This is a genomic window from Sphaerisporangium fuscum (assembly GCF_018531465.1).
Taxonomy (GTDB): Bacteria; Actinomycetota; Actinomycetes; order Streptosporangiales; family Streptosporangiaceae; genus Sphaerisporangium; species Sphaerisporangium fuscum.
Genome location: NZ_JAHDTF010000017.1, coordinates 1 through 20,967 on the forward strand (window position 1 = coordinate 1; position 20,967 = coordinate 20,967).

Annotated in this window: 21 protein-coding genes; 11 read left to right on the forward strand and 10 right to left on the reverse strand. The window is 72.5% G+C overall.

Translation table 11 applies throughout. The features are described from left to right. Together KIK05_RS21375 and KIK05_RS21380 are read right to left on the reverse strand one after the other, a co-directional pair. A partial coding sequence (locus tag KIK05_RS21375; protein WP_250563197.1) for a serine/threonine-protein kinase occupies positions 1-977 on the reverse strand: 977 nt, incomplete at its 3' end. An 80-nt stretch (positions 978-1,057) separates the two neighbouring features. Continuing rightward, complete coding sequence (locus KIK05_RS21380; protein ID WP_214412555.1) at positions 1,058-2,713, reverse strand: fumarate hydratase; 1,656 nt, start codon at positions 2,711-2,713, stop codon at positions 1,058-1,060. A 207-nt stretch (positions 2,714-2,920) separates the two neighbouring features. Between KIK05_RS21380 and KIK05_RS21385 the strand changes: the two genes are divergently transcribed. The 7 genes from KIK05_RS21385 to iolD all read left to right on the forward strand — a co-directional run bounded on the left by KIK05_RS21385 (position 2,921) and on the right by iolD (position 9,971). Then, positions 2,921-3,292, forward strand: coding sequence for a hypothetical protein (locus KIK05_RS21385; protein ID WP_214412556.1), 372 nt, complete (start codon positions 2,921-2,923; stop codon positions 3,290-3,292). A 211-nt stretch (positions 3,293-3,503) separates the two neighbouring features. After that, a complete protein-coding gene (locus tag KIK05_RS21390) occupies positions 3,504-4,487 on the forward strand; it encodes a Gfo/Idh/MocA family protein (RefSeq protein ID WP_214412557.1) in 984 nt (327 codons plus the stop codon). Then, on the forward strand, positions 4,484-5,377 hold the full coding sequence (locus tag KIK05_RS21395; RefSeq protein ID WP_250563198.1) for a TIM barrel protein: 894 nt from the start codon (positions 4,484-4,486) through the stop codon (positions 5,375-5,377). Before KIK05_RS21390 ends, KIK05_RS21395 begins: the two co-directional genes overlap by 4 nt. Continuing rightward, complete coding sequence (gene iolC / locus KIK05_RS21400; RefSeq protein ID WP_214412558.1) at positions 5,374-6,318, forward strand: 5-dehydro-2-deoxygluconokinase; 945 nt, start codon at positions 5,374-5,376, stop codon at positions 6,316-6,318. Before KIK05_RS21395 ends, iolC begins: the two co-directional genes overlap by 4 nt. Beyond that, a complete protein-coding gene (locus KIK05_RS21405; protein WP_214412559.1) occupies positions 6,311-7,192 on the forward strand; it encodes a Cgl0159 family (beta/alpha)8-fold protein in 882 nt (293 codons plus the stop codon). Before iolC ends, KIK05_RS21405 begins: the two co-directional genes overlap by 8 nt. Then, positions 7,192-8,130 (forward strand): 5-deoxy-glucuronate isomerase, encoded by a 939-nt coding sequence (gene iolB, locus KIK05_RS21410; RefSeq protein ID WP_214412560.1) that lies wholly within the window; start codon positions 7,192-7,194, stop codon positions 8,128-8,130. The genes KIK05_RS21405 and iolB overlap by 1 nt, the downstream gene beginning before the upstream one ends. A 5-nt stretch (positions 8,131-8,135) precedes the next feature. Continuing rightward, a complete protein-coding gene (iolD, locus tag KIK05_RS21415; RefSeq protein ID WP_214412753.1) occupies positions 8,136-9,971 on the forward strand; it encodes a 3D-(3,5/4)-trihydroxycyclohexane-1,2-dione acylhydrolase (decyclizing) in 1,836 nt (611 codons plus the stop codon). Between the two features lie 4 nt (positions 9,972-9,975). Here iolD and KIK05_RS21420 read toward each other — a convergent pair whose 3' ends face one another. Further along, the gene (locus KIK05_RS21420) at positions 9,976-11,166 is read right to left on the reverse strand and encodes an MFS transporter (protein WP_214412561.1); all 1,191 of its coding nucleotides are present in this window, start codon (positions 11,164-11,166) and stop codon (positions 9,976-9,978) included. A 176-nt stretch (positions 11,167-11,342) separates the two neighbouring features. Here KIK05_RS21420 and KIK05_RS21425 point away from each other — a divergent pair, with 176 nt between their 5' ends. Beyond that, the gene (locus tag KIK05_RS21425) at positions 11,343-11,849 is read left to right on the forward strand and encodes a DinB family protein (protein WP_308250047.1); all 507 of its coding nucleotides are present in this window, start codon (positions 11,343-11,345) and stop codon (positions 11,847-11,849) included. A gap of 56 nt (positions 11,850-11,905) precedes the next feature. Beyond that, positions 11,906-12,592 carry a DUF1707 SHOCT-like domain-containing protein gene (locus KIK05_RS21430; RefSeq protein WP_308250048.1) on the forward strand — a complete coding sequence of 229 codons (687 nt, stop codon included), beginning with the start codon at positions 11,906-11,908 and terminating at the stop codon, positions 12,590-12,592. 60 nt (positions 12,593-12,652) lie between these two features. Here the strand turns inward: KIK05_RS21430 and glpX are convergent, their stop codons facing one another. Beyond that, positions 12,653-13,687 carry a class II fructose-bisphosphatase gene (glpX, locus tag KIK05_RS21435; protein ID WP_214412563.1) on the reverse strand — a complete coding sequence of 345 codons (1,035 nt, stop codon included), beginning with the start codon at positions 13,685-13,687 and terminating at the stop codon, positions 12,653-12,655. Between the two features lie 144 nt (positions 13,688-13,831). Between glpX and KIK05_RS21440 the strand changes: the two genes are divergently transcribed. Next, on the forward strand, positions 13,832-14,428 hold the full coding sequence (locus KIK05_RS21440) for a TetR/AcrR family transcriptional regulator (protein ID WP_214412564.1): 597 nt from the start codon (positions 13,832-13,834) through the stop codon (positions 14,426-14,428). A gap of 9 nt (positions 14,429-14,437) precedes the next feature. Here KIK05_RS21440 and KIK05_RS21445 read toward each other — a convergent pair whose 3' ends face one another. The 4 genes from KIK05_RS21445 to KIK05_RS21460 all read right to left on the reverse strand — a co-directional run bounded on the left by KIK05_RS21445 (position 14,438) and on the right by KIK05_RS21460 (position 17,660). Beyond that, on the reverse strand, positions 14,438-14,998 hold the full coding sequence (locus KIK05_RS21445; protein ID WP_214412565.1) for a DUF4245 domain-containing protein: 561 nt from the start codon (positions 14,996-14,998) through the stop codon (positions 14,438-14,440). An 86-nt stretch (positions 14,999-15,084) separates the two neighbouring features. After that, a complete protein-coding gene (locus KIK05_RS21450) occupies positions 15,085-15,327 on the reverse strand; it encodes an exodeoxyribonuclease VII small subunit (protein WP_214412566.1) in 243 nt (80 codons plus the stop codon). A gap of 36 nt (positions 15,328-15,363) precedes the next feature. Beyond that, positions 15,364-16,575, reverse strand: coding sequence for an exodeoxyribonuclease VII large subunit (xseA, locus tag KIK05_RS21455; RefSeq protein WP_214412567.1), 1,212 nt, complete (start codon positions 16,573-16,575; stop codon positions 15,364-15,366). Between the two features lie 26 nt (positions 16,576-16,601). Next, on the reverse strand, positions 16,602-17,660 hold the full coding sequence (locus KIK05_RS21460) for a hypothetical protein (RefSeq protein WP_214412568.1): 1,059 nt from the start codon (positions 17,658-17,660) through the stop codon (positions 16,602-16,604). Positions 17,661-17,845: 185 nt separating this feature from the next. Here KIK05_RS21460 and KIK05_RS21465 point away from each other — a divergent pair, with 185 nt between their 5' ends. Continuing rightward, entirely contained in the window at positions 17,846-18,817 is a 972-nt protein-coding gene (locus KIK05_RS21465) for a 4-hydroxy-3-methylbut-2-enyl diphosphate reductase (protein ID WP_214412569.1), read from the forward strand. Positions 18,818-18,869: 52 nt separating this feature from the next. Here KIK05_RS21465 and KIK05_RS21470 read toward each other — a convergent pair whose 3' ends face one another. Both KIK05_RS21470 and KIK05_RS21475 read right to left on the reverse strand, forming a co-directional pair. Then, on the reverse strand, positions 18,870-19,445 hold the full coding sequence (locus KIK05_RS21470) for a DUF6542 domain-containing protein (protein ID WP_214412570.1): 576 nt from the start codon (positions 19,443-19,445) through the stop codon (positions 18,870-18,872). 59 nt (positions 19,446-19,504) lie between these two features. Then, positions 19,505-20,947, reverse strand: a complete 1,443-nt coding sequence (locus KIK05_RS21475) for a DNA recombination protein RmuC (RefSeq protein WP_214412571.1) — start codon at positions 20,945-20,947, stop codon at positions 19,505-19,507. Positions 20,948-20,967: the final 20 nt, after the last annotated feature.

Here is a 20,967-nt window from a genome sequence, read left to right on the forward strand (position 1 = left end):
CCCGCCTGCCTGCCACGCGTGGCCGCGGACGCGGGCCCCGTCTCGGCGCCCCGCGCCCCGCCCGAGGCGCGTGAGGCCGCCGCGGAGCCGCCCAGCGTGGCCGGGGACTGCTGGCGCACGGTGCGCTGCGCGGGGCCGCCGAGAGGCTCCTCGGCGAGGCCGCCGGCCGCCACCCGGGCGAGCATGAGCGAGGCGCGCATGCCGTCGAGCCGGGCCTCCGGGTCGATCTGGAGGAGGCCCCGCAGGACGGGCGCGAGCGGGCCGGCGTTCTCCATGGGGATCGGCTCGCCGCTGGTGAGCGCGGCCAGGGCCGCCGCGGCCGTACGCCGGCCGTGCAGCCCGCGGCCCTCGACCGCGGTGTAGAGGGTCGCGCCGAGCGACCAGAGGTCGGCGGCCGGGCTGGCGCGGTCGCCGAGGACGCGCTCGGGCGCGATGTAGCCCGCCGAGCCGAGCACGATGCCGGCCTGCGTGATCGAGGCGTCGCCTTCGAGGGCCGCCAGGCCGAAGTCGGTGAGCACCGCGCGGTCCTCGGTGACCAGGACGTTGCTCGGCTTCACGTCGCGGTGCAGGATGCCCTTGGCGTGGACGGCCCGCAGTGCGCCCAGCACCTGGCGGCCGATCTCGGCCACGCGGCGCGGGGGCAGCGGCCCGTGCTCCTTGACGAGCTCCTCCAGCGAGCGCGCGTGGAGCAGCTCCATGACGATCCAAGGACGATCATCTTCGGTCACGACGTCGAACACCGTGATCACCGACGGGTGGGCGACCATCGCGGTCGCCCGGCCCTCGCGTTCGGTGCGCGCGCACAGCTCGGCCCGCAACTCCTCGTCGAGGACGAGCGGGAGCCGCACTTCTTTGACCGCCACGTCACGATCGAGCAGTTCGTCGTGAGCACGCCAGACCGTGCCCATGCCGCCACGCCCGACCGGTTCGACAAGCCGGTATCGCGAGGCAAGCTCGTATCCAGCCGGGGCGCGCATGGTGGGCAGCTTACCGATTCGTTTATCGCCGCCTGTAGAGGCCATGCCGATTCTCTGTTGAGATCTTCGGTCAGAATTGGTCACATTCGGCGGCCGATGGTCAGCACCGGGCCGGTCGTGTCCTGGAAGAAGTCGTTGCCCTTGTCGTCGACGACGATGAAGGCGGGGAAATCCTCGACTTCGATCTTCCAGACGGCCTCCATGCCGAGCTCGGGGTACTCCAGGACCTCGACCTTCTTGATGCAGTCCTGGGCGAGCCGGGCCGCCGGGCCGCCGATGGAGCCGAGGTAGAAGCCGCCGTACCTCTGGCAGGCCTCGGTGACCTGCTTGGAGCGGTTGCCCTTGGCCAGCATGATCATGGAGCCGCCCGCGGCCTGGAACCGCTCGACGTAGGAGTCCATGCGCCCGGCGGTCGTCGGCCCGAAGGACCCGGAGGCGTACCCTTCGGGGGTCTTGGCCGGGCCCGCGTAGTAGACGGCGTGGTCCTTGAGGTACTGCGGCATCTCCTCGCCGGCCTCCAGGCGCTCGGCGATCTTCGCGTGCGCGATGTCCCTGGCCACGACCAGCGGGCCGGTCAGCGAGAGCCGGGTCTTGACGGGGTAGCGCGTCAGCTCGGCGAGGATGTCGGCCATCGGCCGGTTGAGGTCGACGGAGACCACGTCGTCCGACAGGTGCTCGTCGGTGGTCTCGGGCAGGAAACGGGCCGGGTCGGTCTCGAGCTTCTCGAGGAAGACGCCCTCGGGTGTGATCTTGGCGAGTGCCTGCCGGTCGGCGCTGCAGGAGACGGCGATGGCCACCGGGCAGGAGGCGCCGTGCCGGGGCAGGCGGATCACCCGGACGTCGTGGCAGAAGTACTTGCCGCCGAACTGGGCGCCGATGCCGAGCTTCTGGGTGAGCTCGAAGACCTTCTTCTCCATCTCCAGGTCACGGAAGCCGTGCCCGGAGGGGGAGCCCCCGGTCGGGATCGAGTCGAGGTAGCGCGCGGAGGCGTACTTGGCGGTCTTCAGCGCGAACTCGGCGCTGGTGCCGCCCACCACCACCGCCAGGTGGTACGGCGGGCAGGCCGCGGTGCCGAGCGAGCGGATCTTCTCCTCCAGGAAGGCCAGCATGCGGCTCTCGTTGAGGACCGCCTTGGTCTCCTGGTAGAGGAACGACTTGTTGGCGCTGCCGCCGCCCTTGGCCATGAACAGCAGCTTGTACTCGTCGGGGTGGCCGTGGGGGTCCTCGGCGTACAGCTCGATCTGCGCGGGGAGGTTGCTGCCGGTGTTCTTCTCGTCCCACATGGTCAGCGGGGCCATCTGGCTGTAGCGCAGGTTCAGCTCGGTGTAGGCGTCGTAGACGCCGCGCGCGATGTGCTCGGCGTCGGCGCCGTCGGTCAGCACGTGCCGGCCGCGCTTGCCCATGACGATCGCGGTGCCGGTGTCCTGGCACATCGGCAGGACGCCGCCGGCCGAGATGCTCGCGTTCTTGAGCAGGTCGAGGGCGACGAACCTGTCGTTGCCGCTGGCCTCCGGGTCGTCGATGATCTTGCGGAGCTGGGCGAGGTGCGACGACCGCAGGTAGTGGGAGATGTCGTGGATCGCGGTCTTGGTCAGCAGCCGGAGCGCCTCGGGGTCGACTTCGAGGAACGTACGTCCCGCGGCCTCGACCTTCCGCACCCCCTCCGCCGTGATCAGACGGTATTCCGTCTCATCCGGCCCCAGCGGAAGCAGGTCGGTGTAGTCGAACTCGGGCATCGCCTGTGCTCCTCCGTATTCGTGGCGCGCTCGCCGCCGTCCTGTTGCAGGGTACGGCTCGCGGTGAACTCCTTCTGACCCGGGGCTTGTGCAGCCTTGAGGAAATCATGGCGCTGTCACCACATATCCGGGCGGCCGGGTGGTCGAAAACCTTTCTGCAGGCGTTCGATAATGAGAAGCGGCGCGCATCCAAGATCGGGGGAAATCATGGATCCGGGCTACATCGTCATCGTCGTCCTCGGAGTGGTCGTCGTCGCCTCGGCCCTGGGGGTCGCGCTCGTCACCATCGTCCTGTCCGGCATCCGGGGCGAGCACGTCCAGTGGCCGACCAGGGCGCAGCCCCCGCCCGTCCGGCACGGGCCGGAGCTCACCGGTTCCGGACGGCGGGTGCCGGAGCCGCGCGTGCCGTCCGAGCCGCCGCCCGGTGAGCCCGTCGGCCCGGCCGGCGTGGCCCGCGAGGGGAGCGGGAGCGGTGAGCACCCCGAGTGGACCAGCAGGGACCTGGCCGGTGAGGACATGCGGCCGGTGGGCACCCACGAGGAGAAGCACGCCATGCCCGGCCGCGCCCGCTGGTGGTGATCCTCACCGCGTGATCGGCCGGATTGGGCCGGTGCCGGCCTGGGCATCGATGGTCCTGGGACCGGGCGGCGCCCCTCCTCCGCGACGGCTGTGCCGCGCGCGAACGATTGGACAGATCATCAGAATGTCAGGACAAAGTCTTGACTCCCGGCAGCCTGGTACTTAGAACTGGGGGCGGGCCGTGATGAGCTGATCGAGCCGCGGAGGCAGCATGCGTGTGGGTCTGTTGGGTCTTGGCCGCATCGGGGCGTTCCACGCCGCGACGCTCGCCGCCCATCCCGAGGTCGCCGAGCTAGTGGTGTGGGACGCCGACGAGGTGCGGGCGAAGGAAGTGGCCGCCCGGGTGGGCGCCCGCGTCGGCGACGCCTTCCAGGCCGACGCCGTCGTCGTCGCCACACCCACGTCCACCCACGCGGAGCTGATTCTGCGGGCGTGTGAGGCGGGCGTCCCGGTGTTCTGCGAGAAACCGGTCGCGCCGGACATCGGGGAGACCACCCGCGTCGTCGAGGCGGTCGAGCGCAGCGGCAATCTGGTGCACATCGGTTTCCAGCGGCGTTTCGACGCCGGGTACGCCGCCGCCCGCCGCGCCCTGCACGGCGGGGAGCTGGGCGTGCTGCACCGGATCCACATGCTGACCGCCGACCCGCGCCCGCCGGCGCCCGACTACATCCCGCTGTCCGGCGGCATCTTCCGCGACTGCCACATCCACGACTTCGACGTCCTCCGCTGGGTGACCGGCCGCGAGGTGGAGCAGGTGTACGCCACCGGCGCCAACCGCGGCGAGGCGTTCTTCGCCGAGGCGGGCGACGTCGACACCAGCGCCGCCCTGCTCACCCTCGACGACGGCACGCTGGTGACCATGCAGGGGTCCCGGTACAACGGCGCGGGGTACGACGTGCGGATGGAACTCGCCGGCACGCTCGGCACGGTGGCCGTGGGCCTGGACGACCGTGTGCCGCTCACCTCGGCCGAGCCCGGCGTCGCCTTCCCCGGCGGCGCGCCATGGCCCGACTTCGGGGCGCGCTTCGAGCCCGCCTACGTCGCCGAGATCGACGCCTTCCTCGGCACCGTGAGGGGCGGCGGGCAGAGCCTGTGCACCGTCCAGGACGCCCTCGCGGCGCTGCGCGTCGCCGAGGCCGCCGATCTCTCCCGCCGCACCGGCCGTCCGGCGCGGGTCGCGGAGGTGGCGGCATGAGCGGCGCGATGAGGATCGCCGCGGCGCCGATCTCGTGGGGCGTGTGCGAGGTGCCGGACTGGGGGCACCAGCTCGACCGCGAGCGGGTCCTCGGCGAGATGCGCGCACTCGGCCTGACGGCCACCGAGCTCGGCCCCGACGGTTTCCTGCCGCCCTCACCCGGGCATCGCCGCGAGCTGCTGGATTCGTACGGGCTGCGGGGCATCGGTGGATTCGTCCCCGTGGTGCTGCACGACCCGGCGTACGACCCGGTGCCGGAGGCCCGCGCGACGTTCCGCTCCTTCGCCGAGGGCGGCGTCGAGACGGTCGTGCTCGCGGCGGCGACCGGCGCCGACGGTTACGACGAGCGCCCGGTGCTCGACATCGGGGGCTGGAAGACGCTGCTGGGCAACCTCGGACGGCTGCTCGACGAGGCCGAGGAGTTCGGGCGCGCGGTCACGCTGCACCCGCACGTCGGCACCATGATCGAAAAGCGTGACGAGGTCGACCGCGTGCTCGACGGGTCGGCCATGCCGCTCTGCCTGGACACCGGTCACCTTCTCATCGGGGGCACCGACCCGCTCGACCTGGTGTCCAGGGCCGCAGCCAGGGTCGCACACGTCCACCTCAAAGACGTGGACGCCACGCTCGCCGAGCAGGTCAGCGCCGGGAAGCTCGGCTACACCGAGGCGGTCCGGGCGGCGATCTACCGGCCGCTGGGACGCGGCGACGTCGACGTCGCCGGCATCGTGACCCGGCTCGGGCAGGCGGGCTACCAGGGCTGGTACGTCATGGAGCAGGACGTCATCCTCGGCGAGGAGCCCCCGGCGGACGGCGGCCCGCAGGAGGCCGTCCGCGAGAGCCTGGCCTACCTCGCCGGAGTCGCGTCCGGGGCGGAAGGCGACGCATGACCGAGGTGCTCACGATGGGCAGGGTGGGTGTCGACATCTACCCTCTCCAGGTCGGCGTCTCGCTGCGCGAGGTCGAGACCTTCGGCAAGTATCTCGGGGGCAGCGCCACCAACGTCGCGGTCGCGGCGGCCAGGCTCGGCCGCCGTTCCGCCGTGATCACCCGCACCGGGGCGGACCCGTTCGGCGCCTTCGTGCACGACGCGCTGCGCTCCTACGGCGTGGACGACCGGTACGTCAGCGAGGTCGAGGGCCTGCCGACGCCGGTGACGTTCTGCGAGATCCGCCCGCCGGACGACTTCCCGCTGTACTTCTACCGCCTCCCCAAGGCCCCCGACCTGGAGATATATCCGGAAGAGCTCGACCTGGCGGCGATCAGGGACGCCGGGCTGTTCTGGGCGACCGTCACCGGCCTGTCGCAGGAGCCCTCCCGCGGCGCGCACTTCGCCGCCTGGGACGCCAGGGGCCGCGCCCCGCTGACCGTGCTCGACCTCGACTACCGCCCCATGTTCTGGCCGTCGGCGCGGGCGGCCGGGGAATGGGTGCGCAAGGCGCTGGAGCACGTCACCGTCGCCGTGGGGAACCTCGACGAGTGCGAGGTGGCCACCGGCACGCGCGATCCGCACGAGGCCGCCAGGGCGCTGCTCGACATGGGCGTGGAGCTGGCGGTGGTGAAGCAGGGGCCGGGCGGGGTGCTCGGCATGACGGCCGGCGAGAACGTGGTGGTGCCGCCGGTGCCGGTCGAGGTGGTGAACGGTCTCGGCGCGGGCGACGCGTTCGGCGGCGCGCTGTGCGACGGCCTGCTCGCCGGCCGCGGCCTGACCGACATCCTGCGGCACGCCAACGCCGCCGGCGCGATCGTCGCCGGACGGCTGGCGTGCGCGCCGGCCATGCCCACAGCCGAGGAGGTCGAGGCCGTGCTCTCGGGTGAAGCCCATGCGTGAAGACGACCGCCGCAGGATCGCCGAGGTCCGCGCCCGCTACCCCGGGAAGATCGCCCAGGCCGCGGCCGAACGCCGGCGCCGGCCGCTGCTGGGCGACCGCGACCAGCTTCTGATCATCGCGGCCGACCACCCGGCGCGGGGCGCGCTCGGCGTGCGGGGACGGCCGATGGCGATGGCCAGCCGCGTCGACCTGCTCGACCGGCTGTGCGTGGCGCTGGCCCGGCCCGGGGTCGACGGCCTGCTCGCCACCCCTGACATCGTCGAGGACCTGCTGCTGCTCGGCGCGCTGCACGGCAAGGTCGTCATCGGCTCCATGAACCGCGGCGGGATCCACGGCACCGCGTTCGAGTTCGACGACCGCTTCACCGCCTACGACACCGAGTCGATCGTCCGGATGCGGCTCGACGGGGGCAAGATGCTCTGCCGTGTCGGCCTGCGGTCGGCGGAGACCGCCGCCACGCTGGAGTCCTGCTCGCGGGCCGTGACGAGCCTCGCCCGCGAGGGGCTGATGGCCCTGGTGGAGCCGTTCTGGTCGCACCGCGACGAGGGCGTCGTCCACCACGACCTGTCCCCGGAGGGCATGATCCACGCCATCCACGTCGGGCAGGGGCTCGGCGCCACCTCGGCGCACACCTGGCTGAAGATCCCCGTGATCGACCAGATGGAGCGGGTCATGGAGGCGACGACCCTGCCCACCCTGCTGCTCGGCGGCGACCCCACCAGGGCTCCCGACGAGGTTTACGGATCCTGGAGCAAGGCGCTTCGACTTCCCGGCGTGCGGGGTCTCGTGGTCGGGCGCGCGCTGCTCTACCCTCCTGACGACGACGTGGCCGCGGCCGTCGACACCGCCGCCGGGCTTTTGGAGGTGCCCTGATGTCCTACATCCCCGCGGGTTCCACGGCGGTGGCCCCCTGGGCCCTGTGGATCTCCCCCGAGCGCGCCGGATGGACGTACGCCGGTCTGCGCGTCGCGAACCTCTGCGGCGAGAGCGTCGAGTTCGGCACCGGGGACGAGGAGATGCTCGTCCTGCCGCTGTCCGGGTCGTGCGTCGTGGAGTGCGACGGCGCGCGCCTGGAGCTCCAGGGGCGCGTGTCGGTCTTCTCCGCCGTCACCGACTTCGCCTACCTCCCCGTCGGCTCGCGCGTGCGCATCACCGGCGAGGGCCGCTTCGCCCTCCCCTCGGCCGTCGCCACCCGGCGGCTGCCGGTGAGGTACGGCCCGGCCGAGGAGGTGCCCGTCGAGGTGCGGGGCGCCGGGCAGGCGAGCCGGCAGGTCAACAACTTCTGCAGCCCGGAGGCCTTCGAGTGCGACAAGCTCGTCGCCGTCGAGGTGCTGACCCCCGAGGGCAACTGGTCGTCCTACCCGCCCCACAAGCACGACACCGAGTGCGACGGCGAGGCCGTGCTGGAGGAGATCTACTACTTCGAGGGCGGCCCCGGCTACCAGCGGGTCTACGGCTCGCCCGGCAAGCCGATCGACGTGCTGGCCGAGGTCGGCTGCGGTGACGTCGTGCTGGTCCCGCACGGCTACCACGGGCCGTCGATGGCCGCGCCCGGCTACGACCTGTACTACCTGAACGTCCTCGCCGGGCCCGCCGAGAAGCGTTCGATGGCCTTCTGCGACGACCCGCGGCACGCCTGGATCCGTGCCGGCTGGGAGGGCCGGGCGGTCGACCCCCGCGTCCCCATGACCACGGCCCCCAACGGCTCACGACCGCGTCGCGGCACCCCGTCGCCGGCCACGGGCGCACCCGCGAACGGCTACTCGGCGAACGGCACTTCATCGGACGGCACCCGGGAGGCACGGACGTGAAGACCATCCGGCTGACGGTCGCGCAGGCGCTCGTGCGCTTCCTGGCCGAGCAGTGGAGCGAGCGCGACGGCGTCGAGCAGCGGCTCATCGAAGGGTGCTTCGGCATCTTCGGGCACGGCAACGTCGCCGGCGTCGGCCAGGCGCTCGCCGAGCGCGGCGCGGGCCTCGGCGACCCCCTGCCGTACTACCTGGCGCGCAACGAGCAGGCCATGGTGCACACCGCCGTCGGCTTCGCCAAGACGCGCAACCGCCTGTCGACCTTCGCCTGCACGACCTCGATCGGCCCGGGGGCCACCAACATGGTCACCGGGGCGGCCCTGGCCACGATCAACAGGCTCCCGGTGCTGCTGCTGCCCGGCGACATCTTCGCCACCCGGGCCGCCGGGGCCGTCCTGCAGGAGCTGGAGGACCCCCGGTCGTACGACGTCAGCGTCAACGACTGCCTGCGGCCGGTGTCCCGCTTCTTCGACCGGATCAACCGGCCCGAGCAGCTGCCGTCGGCCCTGATGGCGGCCATGCGGGTGCTCACCGACCCGGCCGAGACGGGAGCCGTCACCATCGCGCTGCCGCAGGACGTCCAGGCCGAGGCGTACGACTGGCCGGTCGAGCTGTTCGAACGGCGGGTGTGGCACGTGGCGCGGCCGGTCCCCGACTCGGCGGCCGTGGAGCGGGCCGTGGAGGCGATCAAGGCGTCGCGGCGGCCCCTCATCGTCGCGGGCGGCGGCGTGATCTACAGCGAGGCCTGGGAGGAGCTGACGGCCTTAGCCGAGGCGTACGGCATCCCGGTCGGGGAGACCCAGGCGGGCAAGGGCGTCCTGCCGTACGACCACCCGTGCGCGGTCGGGGCGATCGGGCACACCGGCACGGCCGCCGCGAACGCGATCGCCCGGGAGGCCGACCTCGTCATCGGCGTCGGCACCCGCTACACCGACTTCACCACCGCCTCCCGCACGCTCTTCGCCGAAGGCGTCCGGTTCGTGAACCTCAACGTCGCCGCGTTCGACGCCGCCAAGCACGCCGCCGTCATGCTCGTCGGCGACGCCCGCGAGGGGCTCGCGCTGCTCGACCTCGGCGACTGGAAGGCCGACCCCGGCTGGACCTCGCGGGCCGCGGAGCTCGGGCGTGCCTGGCAGGCCGAGGTCTCGGAGCTGTACGACGGCGACGGCCTCACGCAGCCGGTGATGCTGGGCGTGCTCAACGAGGTCGCCGGGACGGACGGCGTCGTCGTCAACGCCGCCGGGTCCATGCCCGGCGACCTGCACAAACTGTGGCGGGCGTCCGACCCGAAGGCCTACCACGTGGAGTACGGCTACTCCTGCATGGGCTACGAGATCGCGGGCGGCCTCGGCGTCAAGCTCGCGGCGCCGGAGCGCGAGGTGTTCGTGCTGGTGGGCGACGGCTCGTACCTCATGATGGCCCAGGAGATCGCGACGGCCGTCCAGGAGGGCGTGAAGCTCATCGTGGTGATCGTCGACAACCACGGCTTCGCCTCGATCGGCAACCTGTCGGAGTCGGTGGGCGCGCGGCGCCTCGGCACCGCCTACCGCATGCGGACCTCCGGCGGCCGGCTGGACGGCGAGTACCTTCCGGTCGACCTGGCGGCCAACGCGGCGAGCCTCGGCGCCGACGTCCTGCGCGCCACCGACCGGGCGTCCCTGCGCGGCGCCCTGGTCAAGGCGAGGGAGGCCACGACCACCACGGTCGTCCACGTCGAGACCGTCCCCGGCCCGTCCCCGGACACCACCGCCTGGTGGGACGTCCCCATCGCCGAGACCTCCATGACCCCGGAACTTCGCGAACGATACGAAGAGGCCAAACGCGACCAGCGGCCGTACCTCTGAGCGGTCAGGCCTGGCTGGGCTGAGGGGTGGGGAGGGCGGCGCGGGGCTGGAAGCCACGGGCCAGGACGACGATGACCCCGGCCAGCACGAGCGGCGCGGCGAACGCGAGCTGGTAGTTCGCCGCGTCCGCGATCCCGCCGACCAGGGCCGCCCCGACGATGAAGCCGACGTAGTTGAACATGTTGACCCGGGCGATCGCTACGCCCGTACCGGCCGGGTCGAGGCGTCCGGCGGCGGAGAACGACTGCGGGGCCACGACCGACAGCCCGACCCCGGTCACACCGAAGGCCACGACGGCCAGCGGCTGGTTCGGCGCCGTGACGATCCCGGCGAAGCCCAGGGTGGCCAGCGCGCCGCCGATGCGCACGATCGCGGCGGGGCCGTACCGGCGGACGGCGAAGTCGCCGCCGATCCTGACCACGAACGTGGTCGCCTGGTAGGCCCCGAGCGCCAGCGGCGCGACGGCCGCGGTCGCGTGCATGATCTTGTCCATGTAGACCGAGCCGAAGTTCGACACCGACGCGTCGCCGACGTAGAGGAACGCCATCGCCAGGCACAACGGCAGGATCGGCCGCCACGGGAACCGGCTCCCGGAGGGCGCGGCCGCCTCCGGCCCCGCCTCCACGTGCTCCTCCTCCGGCCCGCACAGCTTGGGCGCCGCCACGACGGCCACGGCGACCCCGGCGACCATGGCCACGGCGAACGTCACCGGCAGGCCGAGCCCGAGCCCTCCGGCCGCCGACGCCCAGACGGCCCCGATCACCGCCGCCGCGCTCCACAGCGCGTGGAAGCCGGTGAGGATCGGCCGGCCGTACCTGCGCTCCACCGTCACGGCCTGCATGTTCATGCCCGCGTCCACCCCGCCGAGGCACAGGCCGAACAGCACGTTGGCGGCGACGAGCTCGGGGACGGTGGCGGCGAGCCCGGCGAGGACGACCGCGAGGCCCGCGAGGGGCTGGGCCACGCGCAGCACCCACCGGCTGCCGTACCGTTTGGCGACCTCGCCGGCCAGCACGCTCCCGGCCCCGGCGATCACGGGGACGACCAGCAGCAGGATCGACAGCTCGCCGTCGCTGAGGCCGTGTTTCTTCTGCAGGGCCGCGACCTGGGTGAGCAGGGTGGCGAACGTCAGGCCCTGGACGAAGAAGACGGCGAAGGTGGCAAGGCGCGCACGACGGTCACGCGAGGTAGGCACAGGGGCCTCCGGGGGGTGGAAACATGAGCCCGAATCAGGTTGCGCCAGGCTACGATCACCGGCTCCCCCGGTCAATGCCTTGGCGGGCGACGTTACCGCTTCTTGAATTGGGGTTCTGTGAAACGGCTGGGGCACAATCGGCGCTGCCCGGAACAGAACCGACGAAAGGAACCATGGTGACGATCGAGCGTATCGGCCCACCCCTCCAGGGCGGCGAGCGCGAGACCCTGCGCGCCTTCCTCGACTACCATCGCGCGACCCTCGCCATGAAGTGCGAAGGCCTCTCCGACGACGAACTGCGCAGGCAGTCGATGCCGCCCTCGACGCTCTCGCTGCTCGGCCTGGTACGGCACATGGCGGAGGTGGAGCGCACGTGGTTCCGCCGGGTGATCGGCGGAGAGGACGTCCCCTTCGTCTGGTCGGACAAGCGCGACTACCAGGAGGCGTACGACGCGAGCCGCAGCACGCGCTCGGAGGCGTTCGACGCCTGGCAGGCCGAGGTCGAGCACTCGCGCCGCGTCGAGGAGCAGGCCGAGTCGCTGGAGGTCACCGCCTACAACGCCAGGTGGGGCGAGGAGGTGTCGCTGCGCCTGGTGATGATGCACATGATCCAGGAGTACGCCCGGCACAACGGCCACGCCGACTTCCTCCGCGAGGCCATCGACGGCAGCGTCGGCGCGTGAGCCGGCCTGGGGCCGCGTGCGGCCCGGCCGCTGCGCCGAGGAGTTAGGGTCGAGACGTGGATGCCGAGCGCGCGGCGCGTCATGAGCGCTGGAGCAACCGTTGGAACGAGCAGGGTGCTCCGATCCTGCGGCAGGTCCTGTCCGGCTTCCTGAGCGGACAGCAGAACGGCCAGGGCCCGGCTCCGCAGGAGCTGCGGGCCTCCGACGACGACCGTGAGCGGGTCGTCGCCGTCCTGGGCGACGCCGTCGCCGACGGCAGGCTGAGCCACCTGGAGCACGAGGAGCGCGTCGAGCGGGTCTACCAGGCGCGCACGCTGGGTGAGCTCGTGGCCCTCACCGCCGACCTGCTGCCCGAGCACCTGCAGCCGCTGCGCGCCGACGGGCGGCCCGTGATGGCGCTGTTCCGCTCCGAGCAGCGTGAGGGCCGGTGGGTGGTGCCCTCGCGCTACTCCGTCACCGCCGTCGGCACCGGCGTCACGCTCGACCTGCGCGAGGCGCTCCTGCAGAGCAGCCACATCACCGTGCAGGCCACCGTCGTGGGTGCGACGCTCACCCTGATCGTCCCCGAGGGCGTACGTGTGGTCATCCCCGCCTCGGCCGTGCTCGGCGGGAAGAAGAACCAGGTGCCCCAGTCGCCCGCCCCGGACGCGCCCGTAATCGAGATCACCGGCGTGATCATGATGGGAAACGTCGTCGCCAAGTCCCCCAAACCGCCCAAACGCGGCTGGATTCGCCGCCGATAGCGGTGCCCCGGACACCACTGGGGGCGGCCGCCTGATGACGGCCGCCCAGGTGTCACGCGGTCAGCTGGCGGTGTCGAAGTTGATCGCGCTGTAGGCGCGCAGCTTCCACAGCTGGTGCTCGCTCTCGACCTTGCGGACGGTGCCGGAGCGGCCGCGCATGACGAGGGAGTGGGTGACCGCGACGCCGCCGCTGTAGCGGACCCCGGCCATGAGCTCGCCGTCGGTGATGCCGGAGGCGGCGAAGAAGACGTCGTCGGAGGTCACCAGGTCGTCGGTGGTGAGCACGCGGTCGAGGTCGTGGCCGGCGTCCAGGGCGCGGCGGCGCTCGGCGTCGTCCCGCGGCCACAGCTTGCCCTGGATGACCCCGCCCAGGCACTTCAGGGCGCACGCCGCGATGATGCCCTCGGGCGTGCCGCCGATGCCGAGCATGAGGTCGATGCCGGTGCTCCGGCGGGCCGCCATGATCGCGCCCGCCACGTCGCCGTCGGTGATGAACTTGATGCGCGCGCCCGTCTCGCGGATCTCCTTGACCAGCCGCTCGTGCCGGGGCCGGTCGAGGATCACCACCGTCACGTCGGACGCGGAGCAGCCCTTCGCCCGGGCCACGGCGGCGATGTTGGCGGCCACCGGCGCGTTGATGTCGACGGCGTTCGCCGCCTCCGGGCCGGTCACCAGCTTGTCCATGTAGAAGACCGCCGAAGGGTCGTACATCGAGCCGCGCGGGCTCACGGCGATCACCGAGACGGCGTTCGGCATGCCGAGCGCGGTCAGGCGGGTGCCGTCGATCGGGTCGACGGCGACGTCGCACTCGGCCCCGCTGCCGTCGCCCACGCGCTCGCCGTTGTACAGCATCGGCGCGTTGTCCTTCTCACCCTCGCCGATCACCACGCAGCCGTCCATGGACACGGTGTTGATCAGCTGGCGCATGGCGTTGACCGCCGCGCCGTCGGCGCCGTTCTTGTCGCCCCGGCCCACCCACCGCGCGGCCGCCATCGCCGCGGCCTCGGTGACGCGGACGAGTTCGAGGGCGAGGTTGCGATCGGGCGCGTGCTCACCTGTGGCGAGCGCGGGCGGTACGGCCGTCGGTTCCGACATAGTGACAAGCCCCTCTTAGTTGGACGAACGGCGATCGGGACGCCCTGTACTGGACCTACCTGCTTCCCCGCTTTCTAATCCAGCCGGGTGCAACGATCGTAGTTGTCTCACTTCCGCGGCCGACGGGGGGATACTGTCGCCTGCATGAGCAGCGACACGGAACGACCGGTGACGGTGCGCACCTCGGAACGCGGCGCCGCGACTCGCGGCGCGCTTCTCGACGCCGCCAGGGAGATCTTCGTCTCAAGGGGCTTCGCCGAAGCCGGGGTCACCGACGTCGTCGCCCGCGCGGGCGCCAGCGTCGGCAGCCTGTATCACCATTTCTCCGGCAAAGCCGACCTGTACCTCACGCTCTGGGAGGAGTTCCAGACCCGCCAGACGCAGCGCACCAAACAGGCCGTGCAGGCGGCGCGGTCCGAGGGCGAGTCCGACCCGATGCGGCTGTTCATCGCCGGCGCCCGCGCCTACCTGGAGGGCTGCTTCGAGGAGCGCGAGCTCGCGGCCCTCTTCCTGCGCGGCGACGGGCCCCCGGGCTTCGAGGTGATCATGCGCGACCGCATGCGCCAGTGGGCACGGCGCAACGCCGCCCTGTTCGAGGACGACAAGGGCGCGCTGGTGGTCGTCGTGACCGGGGCGCTGGCCGCCGCCGTGTCCGAGGTGGCCCTGGCGGAGGACGTCACCGCCGCCCGGGTGCTCACCGAGGACGTCCTGGCCATCATCGGCCGCGTCCAGCGCCCGTAGGCGGCCGGATCAGGACGAGGTGGCCGCCGGGGTGGGCGAAGCGGACGAGGTGACCTTGGGCTGCGCCTTCAAGGAGGCGGCCAGCCGCGTCAGCTCGTCCCAGCCGGCCGTACCGGTCACCACGAGGGTCACGTCGGGACGCACGAGCACCAGCGAACGCTGGTTCTTGTCGGGACGGAAGCGCTCCTGCCAGCTCTCGCCGAGGACCTGACGGCTGCCGGTGGTCTTGTCGCTGTTGGCGAGCCGGTTGGCGAAGGCGTCGCCCGGCTCGTTGCTCTGCGCGAGCAGGGCGTGCTCGCGCTTGGCCGTGGCGAAGCCCAGCCGCCAGGTGACGTACCGCTTCTGGTCGACCTCGGAGCTGTTCGGCACCCAGCCGGCCGGCACCGGGTCGGGCACCCGCACCTCGTACGGCGCGACGCGGCGCAGGTTGGCCACGGTCATGCTGTACTCGACCCTCGGGATGTGCTCGGTGCGGCTCTGCGGCGCGACCAGCAGGAAGACACCGACGACCGCCAGGCAGACCAGCACGGCGAAGGCGTACCCGTAGAACCCCTGGGTGAATTGGCGCACAACCAGGGAGAATACCGGCCTGGCACGGCGGTCCCGCATTCGCGGCACCCCGGCGCCGATCTCGCACGGCCCGGGCGGTCACCCGGCTAGAACGGCGCCTCCTCGGGCCGCGCGCCCTCGGGGCGCTCACGGCGCGCCATGGCCTCGGCCAGCCTGACCCTGGCGCCCTGCAGCCACTCCTCGCAGATCGCGGCGAGCTTCTCGCCGCGCTCCCAGAGCTCGATCGACTGCTCCAAGGTGAGGCCGCCCGCCTCCAGGCGCCGCACCACCTCGGTGAGCTCCTCGCGCGCCTGCTCGTACGACGGCGTCCCAGCTTTCTCCTCAGCCACGGGAACCACCTTACGGGCGGCCCGGCTCGCCTCGCGTCAGGTGGCGGGCTTGGACACGGTCACCCCGACGCGGTCGTCGGAGAACCGCACGCTCAGCTCCTCGCCCTCGGCCAGCTCGGCCGCCCGCCGCACGACCTCGCCGGAGGGGTGCTGGACGATCGCGTAACCGCGTTCGAGCGTCGCGGCGGGGGACAGGGCGAGCAGCCGGGCGCGCAGGTGCCCCAGGGAGTCCTCGGCGCGGTCCAGGGACGAGGTGAGACAGCGCCGGGCCCGGTCGCGCAGGCCGTCGACCTGCTCGGCCCGGCGCTCGATCTCGCGCACCGGGTCGGAGAGAGAGGGCCGCGACCGTACCGCGGCCAGCCACGACGCCTCGCGGTCGAGCCAGCCCGTCACCACCCGCCGTCCCCTGTCGCGGAGCTGGCGGACCAGCGCGAGCTGCTCGCCGACGTCGGGCACGACCTTCTTGGCGGCGTCGGTGGGCGTGGAGGCGCGCAGGTCGGCGACCAGGTCGAGCAGCGGGTTGTCCTGCTCGTGGCCGATCGCGCTGACCACCGGGGTACGGCAGGCGGCCACCGCGCGCACCAGCGACTCGTCGGAGAACGGCAGGAGGTCCTCCAGGGAGCCGCCGCCGCGGGCGACGATGATCACATCGACCTCGCGGTCGGCGTCGAGCTTGCGCAGCGCCTCGGTGACCTCGCCCACGGCGTACTGGCCCTGGACGGCCACCGTCTCGACCTTGAACCGCACCGCCGGCCAGCGGCGGCGGGCGTTCTCGAGCACGTCGCGCTCGGCCGCCGAGTCGCGCCCGCAGATCAGCCCGATCGTGCCGGGCAGGAACGGCAGCCTGCGCTTGCGTTCGGCGTTGGCCAGGCCCTCGGCGACGATGATCTGCCGCAGCCGTTCGAGCCTGGCGAGCAGCTCACCGATGCCGACGGGCCGGATCTCCAGGGCGGTGAACGCGAACGAGCCCCTGTTGACCCAGAAATCCGGCTTGACCAGCACGACCACCCGCGCGCCGTCGACCGGCCGGGGGACGGTCGCCTCGTACACGTTGCGCGGGCAGGTGACGCGGGCCGAGACGTTGGCCACGGGATCGCGCAGGGTCAGGAACACCGTGCCGCCCCGGGAGGACAGCTCGGTGATCTGCCCCTCGGCCCAGACGGTGCCGAGCCTGGCGATCCACTGCGCCACCATCTGCAACACCGAGCGGATGGGCAGTGGCTGCTCCGGTGAGGTCTTCGCCGTCATGCGGGCAGCCTACAAACCATCCGCGCCTACTCCCCGGCCTCGAGCTTGGCCAGGCGCTTGGCGTACATCTGGACGATGTCGTCGCGCGCGGTGGTGCTCCGCTCGTACTCCAGCAGCGAGCGGACCTGGTCGGCGGACTTGCCGCGCAGCCGGGCCCGTAGCGACGCCATCGTGAGCTCGGAGTAGCCGGGCATGGGCTCGGCCAGCGTCGGGGTGGTCCCGGCGGGGGAGGAGACCTCGGCGGGCGCGGCCTCGGCCGCCGCCTCGGCCTCGGGGGTATGCCGCACGGCCTCGGCCAGCTTGCCGGCGCCGGCGGCGGCCCGCGGCTTGCGCGTGCGGGGCTTGGGCGCCGTCGTCTCGGCCTTGGGCTTGGCGGCGGTGCCGGCCTTGGCCCTGGGAGCCCGCTTGGGCTTGGCCGGGGCCTCGGGGGCGGTCTCCTCGACGCCGGTGCCCTCCTCGACGGTGACCGGCTCGGGGGCCTTCTCGGCGGCCGGCTTCTCCGCGACGACCTCGGCCGCGGCGGGCTTCTCGGCGACCGGCTCTTCGGCCTTCGGCTTCTCGGCGGCCGGCTGCTCGGCCTTCGGCTTCTCCGCGGCCGGTTCCTCGGCCTTCGGCTTCTCGGTGACCGCCGTGTCGGCGACGGGACGCTGGGCGGCGGGCTTCTCGGCCACCGGGCCCGGCTTGGCCGGGGGCGTGGCGACGGCGGCGGGGGCGGCTGCCGCCTCGGCCTTCGCGGCGGCCCCGTTGCGGCTCTCCTCGGCGACGGCGGGGGCGGCGGCGGTGGCGCTCGGGCGCGGGGCGAAGATGACCGGCTCACGCCTGGCCGGCTTCTCCTCACGCTCCTCCGCGGCGGCCGGCCGCTCGGCGGCCTCCTGCTCGGGCGTGGCCTTGTCGTCCTCGCTCAGCAGCCGCTTCACGCCGCTACGGAGGCGATCGCTCAGCATCAGGGCCTGCCCGACCCCCGTGAGCGCGGTCTGCAGCACGTTCAGGGGAAGGTCCTTGGCCTTCTCCTTCAGCTCACCGGGGTTGGAGACGGTCTGTCGGACGTTCTTGGCTATGGTGCGGACGATGTCGGTCACTGACATGCCGGCTCCCTAGAGGGTCTGTATTGGACGACCAGTCTCGCCAGACTGTGCCGCGTGAGGTCAAGGGGCGGACGGAAAGGGCCGTCGCACACTCCATCAAGCATAGGAAAGCAGATAAAGCACGCGTGCCGACGGAACCTGAGCCACTGGCGGCCAAGGAATCGCGGAGCACATAGCATGAGGACATGATTTCGGAGACCTCGGCGACCCGCCGCGTCCTGGTGGCCAAGCCCCGCGGTTACTGCGCGGGAGTCGACCGCGCGGTCCAGGCGGTCGAGAAGGCTCTGGAGCTCTACGGCGCGCCGATCTACGTCCGCAAGCAGATCGTGCACAACACCCACGTGGTGAAGACGCTCGAGCAGCGCGGCGCGATCTTCGTCGAGGAGACCGAAGAGGTGCCCGAGGGCGCGATCGTGGTCTTCTCCGCCCACGGCGTCGCCCCAGCCGTCCACGAGGAGGCCGCCCGGCGGTCGCTGAAGACCATCGACGCCACCTGCCCGCTGGTCACCAAGGTCCACAACGAGGCCAAGCGCTTCGCGGCCAACGACTACGACATCCTGCTGATCGGCCACGAGGGCCACGAGGAGGTCGAGGGCACGGCCGGTGAGGCCCCCGACCACATCCAGCTCGTCGACGGGCTCGACGGGGTCGGCCGCGTCCAGGTGCGCGACCCCGAGCGGCTCGTCTGGCTCTCGCAGACCACGCTGTCGGTCGACGAGACCACCGAGACCGTCGCCCGGCTCAGGGAGCGCTTCCCGAACCTCATCGACCCGCCGAGCGACGACATCTGCTACGCCACGCAGAACCGCCAGACCGCGGTGAAGGAGATCGCCCGCGAGGCGCAGCTCGTCATCGTCGTCGGCTCCACCAACTCCTCCAACTCCAAGCGCCTCGTCGAGGTCGCCAAGGACGCCGGGGCCGACGCCTCCTACCTCGTCGACGACGCCTCGTTCATCCGCGACGAGTGGCTCGCGGGCGTCACCACCGTCGGCGTGACCAGCGGCGCGTCGGTGCCCGAGGAGCTGGTCGAAGGGGTGCTGGCCCACTTGGCCGCGCACGGCTTCGGCGACGTCCAGGAGGTCGAGTCGGTGCCGGAGAGCGTCCGCTTCGCTCTGCCCCACGAGCTGCGCCGCGACCTGCGGGCCGGCGCCCGCTGACCGCCTGAACGGCCTCGCCGGGAGTGCCACCGCGGCCCCCGAAGGCCGCCGGTCAGGCCGGCCGGTCGTCCTTCGACTCGTCGTCGCGGCGCGTGCCGTACACGCGAGGCTCGAAGTAGCCCTCCGGCTCGGGGGCGAAACCGCCCTCGCCGTCTCCGCGCGCCCGGTTCTTGACCGCGGGCGGGGCGGCGGCACGAGGGGCGGCGGCCTCGGGGACCTGCGAGCCGCGCACCTGCGCGCGCAGCTCGCGGACGTTCGCGGGCAGCCCGCGCGGCCACGCCACCGCCAGCACCAGGGCCGAGCCGGCGAACAGCCAGGGCGCGGCCGCCGACAGGTCGGTGACGAGGCCGAGGCCGAGAGCCTGGATCAGCGACGGCGTCCCCAGCGAGCCGAGCACGGCGGAGACGAAGGTGGCGCAGAAGAAGACCAGCGGCGGGCTGACCACCAGCGACAGCAGATCACGGGGCTGCACGAACAGGACCCCGGCCAGGCACGCGGCGCAGAAGGCGAGCCCGACGACCACCGTCGACCCGGTCGCCTCGCAGGCCAGAGTGACCACGAAAATGAGCGCGACGGCGCCCCGGGCGGTCAGCCTGACCCCCGGTCGCGCTCGCTCCTGTGCTACCACTGTCGCCCCCTCCGGGCGCGGTCGTCGGCGGCCCCGCGGCCGGGATCCCGTCCTACTGCCTACGGCAAGTCTCGCGCCAACTTACCGTTCATCCGAGGGGGCGGAAACGGGCTTACCGTCTCTTCACCCTGGGGTTGCGCTGCCCGGTCCTCGGAGGCCGGTTCCACAGCCCCCTCGGGGCCCCTGTCGCCGGTGGAGTCCTCGCCGGGGTGTCCCGCGGGCTCCTCCACGAGCTCCGGCATCGAGGGGCGTCTCGGCAGTTCCTCCGCCAGATCGGGCTGGGGCAGCTCCCCGTCGACCACCCCGAGGTCGTTCAGCTTCCGGGCGGTCACCAGGACGCGGCTCTCCAGCGAGCCGACCGTCTTGTTGTACGCCGTCACGGCCCGGGTGAGCGCCTTGCCGAGGGCGTCGACGTTGCGGCCCATCGCGCCGAGCCGTTCGTACAGCTCCTTGCCGAGGTCGAACACCGCCCGGGCGTTGCGGCTCAGGGCCTCCTGCTGCCAGGCGTACTGCGCGGTGCGCAGCATCGTGATCAGCGTGGTCGGGGTGGAGATGTGGACCCGCCTCGACATCGCGTACTCCAGCAGACCCGGGTCGCGCTCCAGGGCGGGCGCCAGGAACGCCTCGCCGGGGATGAACAGCACCACGAACTCCGGCGCGGGGCTGAACGCCTGCCAGTAGGCCTTGGACGCCAGCCGGTCGACGTGCTCGCGCAGGTGGCGCGCGTGGGCGTCCAGCCGGGCGTCCTGCATGACGCTCTCGCCGGCCTCGGCCGCCTCCAGGTAGGCCGCCAGCGACACCTTGGAGTCCACGACGATGTTCTTGCCGCCGGCGAGCCGCACCACCATGTCGGGCCGCAGCACGCCGTCGGCGGTGGCCGCGCTCGCCTGCTCGTCGAAGTCGCAGAACCTCACCATGCCGGCGATCTCGGCGACCCTGCGAAGCTGCAGCTCCCCCCACCGTCCGCGCGCCTCCGGCCGCCGCAGCGCCCTCACCAGGGCCGCCGTCTGAGCCTTGAGCTGCTCGGAGCTCTCCCGCACGAACTCCATCTGCTTGCCGAGCTCCGCCTGGGCGACGCGGTGGCCGGTCTCGCTGGCCCGAAGCTGTTCCTCGACCTTGGCGAGGGTCTCGCGCAGCGGGGCGACGAGGTTCTCCACCGCCTGCCTGCGCTGTTCCAGGTCGCCCGCGGCCTCCGCCCGGGACGCGGCCAGGCGGCTCTCGGCCAGTTCGAGGAAGCGCAGGTTGTTGACGTCGAGCGCGCGGGTGGACAACGTCTGGAACCGCTGCGCCATCTGGTCCTCGACGTAGGCGACCTTGTCCTCGGCCGCGTCCGCGCGGGCCTCGGCGGCGTTCGCGCGGGCCTCGGCCTCGGCGATCCGCGCCTCGGCGGCGGAGGTACGGGCGGCGGCGCGCGCCCGGCCGACGGCGAAACCGATCACCAGTCCCGCGGCCAGTCCGACGGCGAGTTGGAAGGCGAGTGCCATGACGTCCACTCCCGGCATGATTCCAGTCCAGGCGCGCG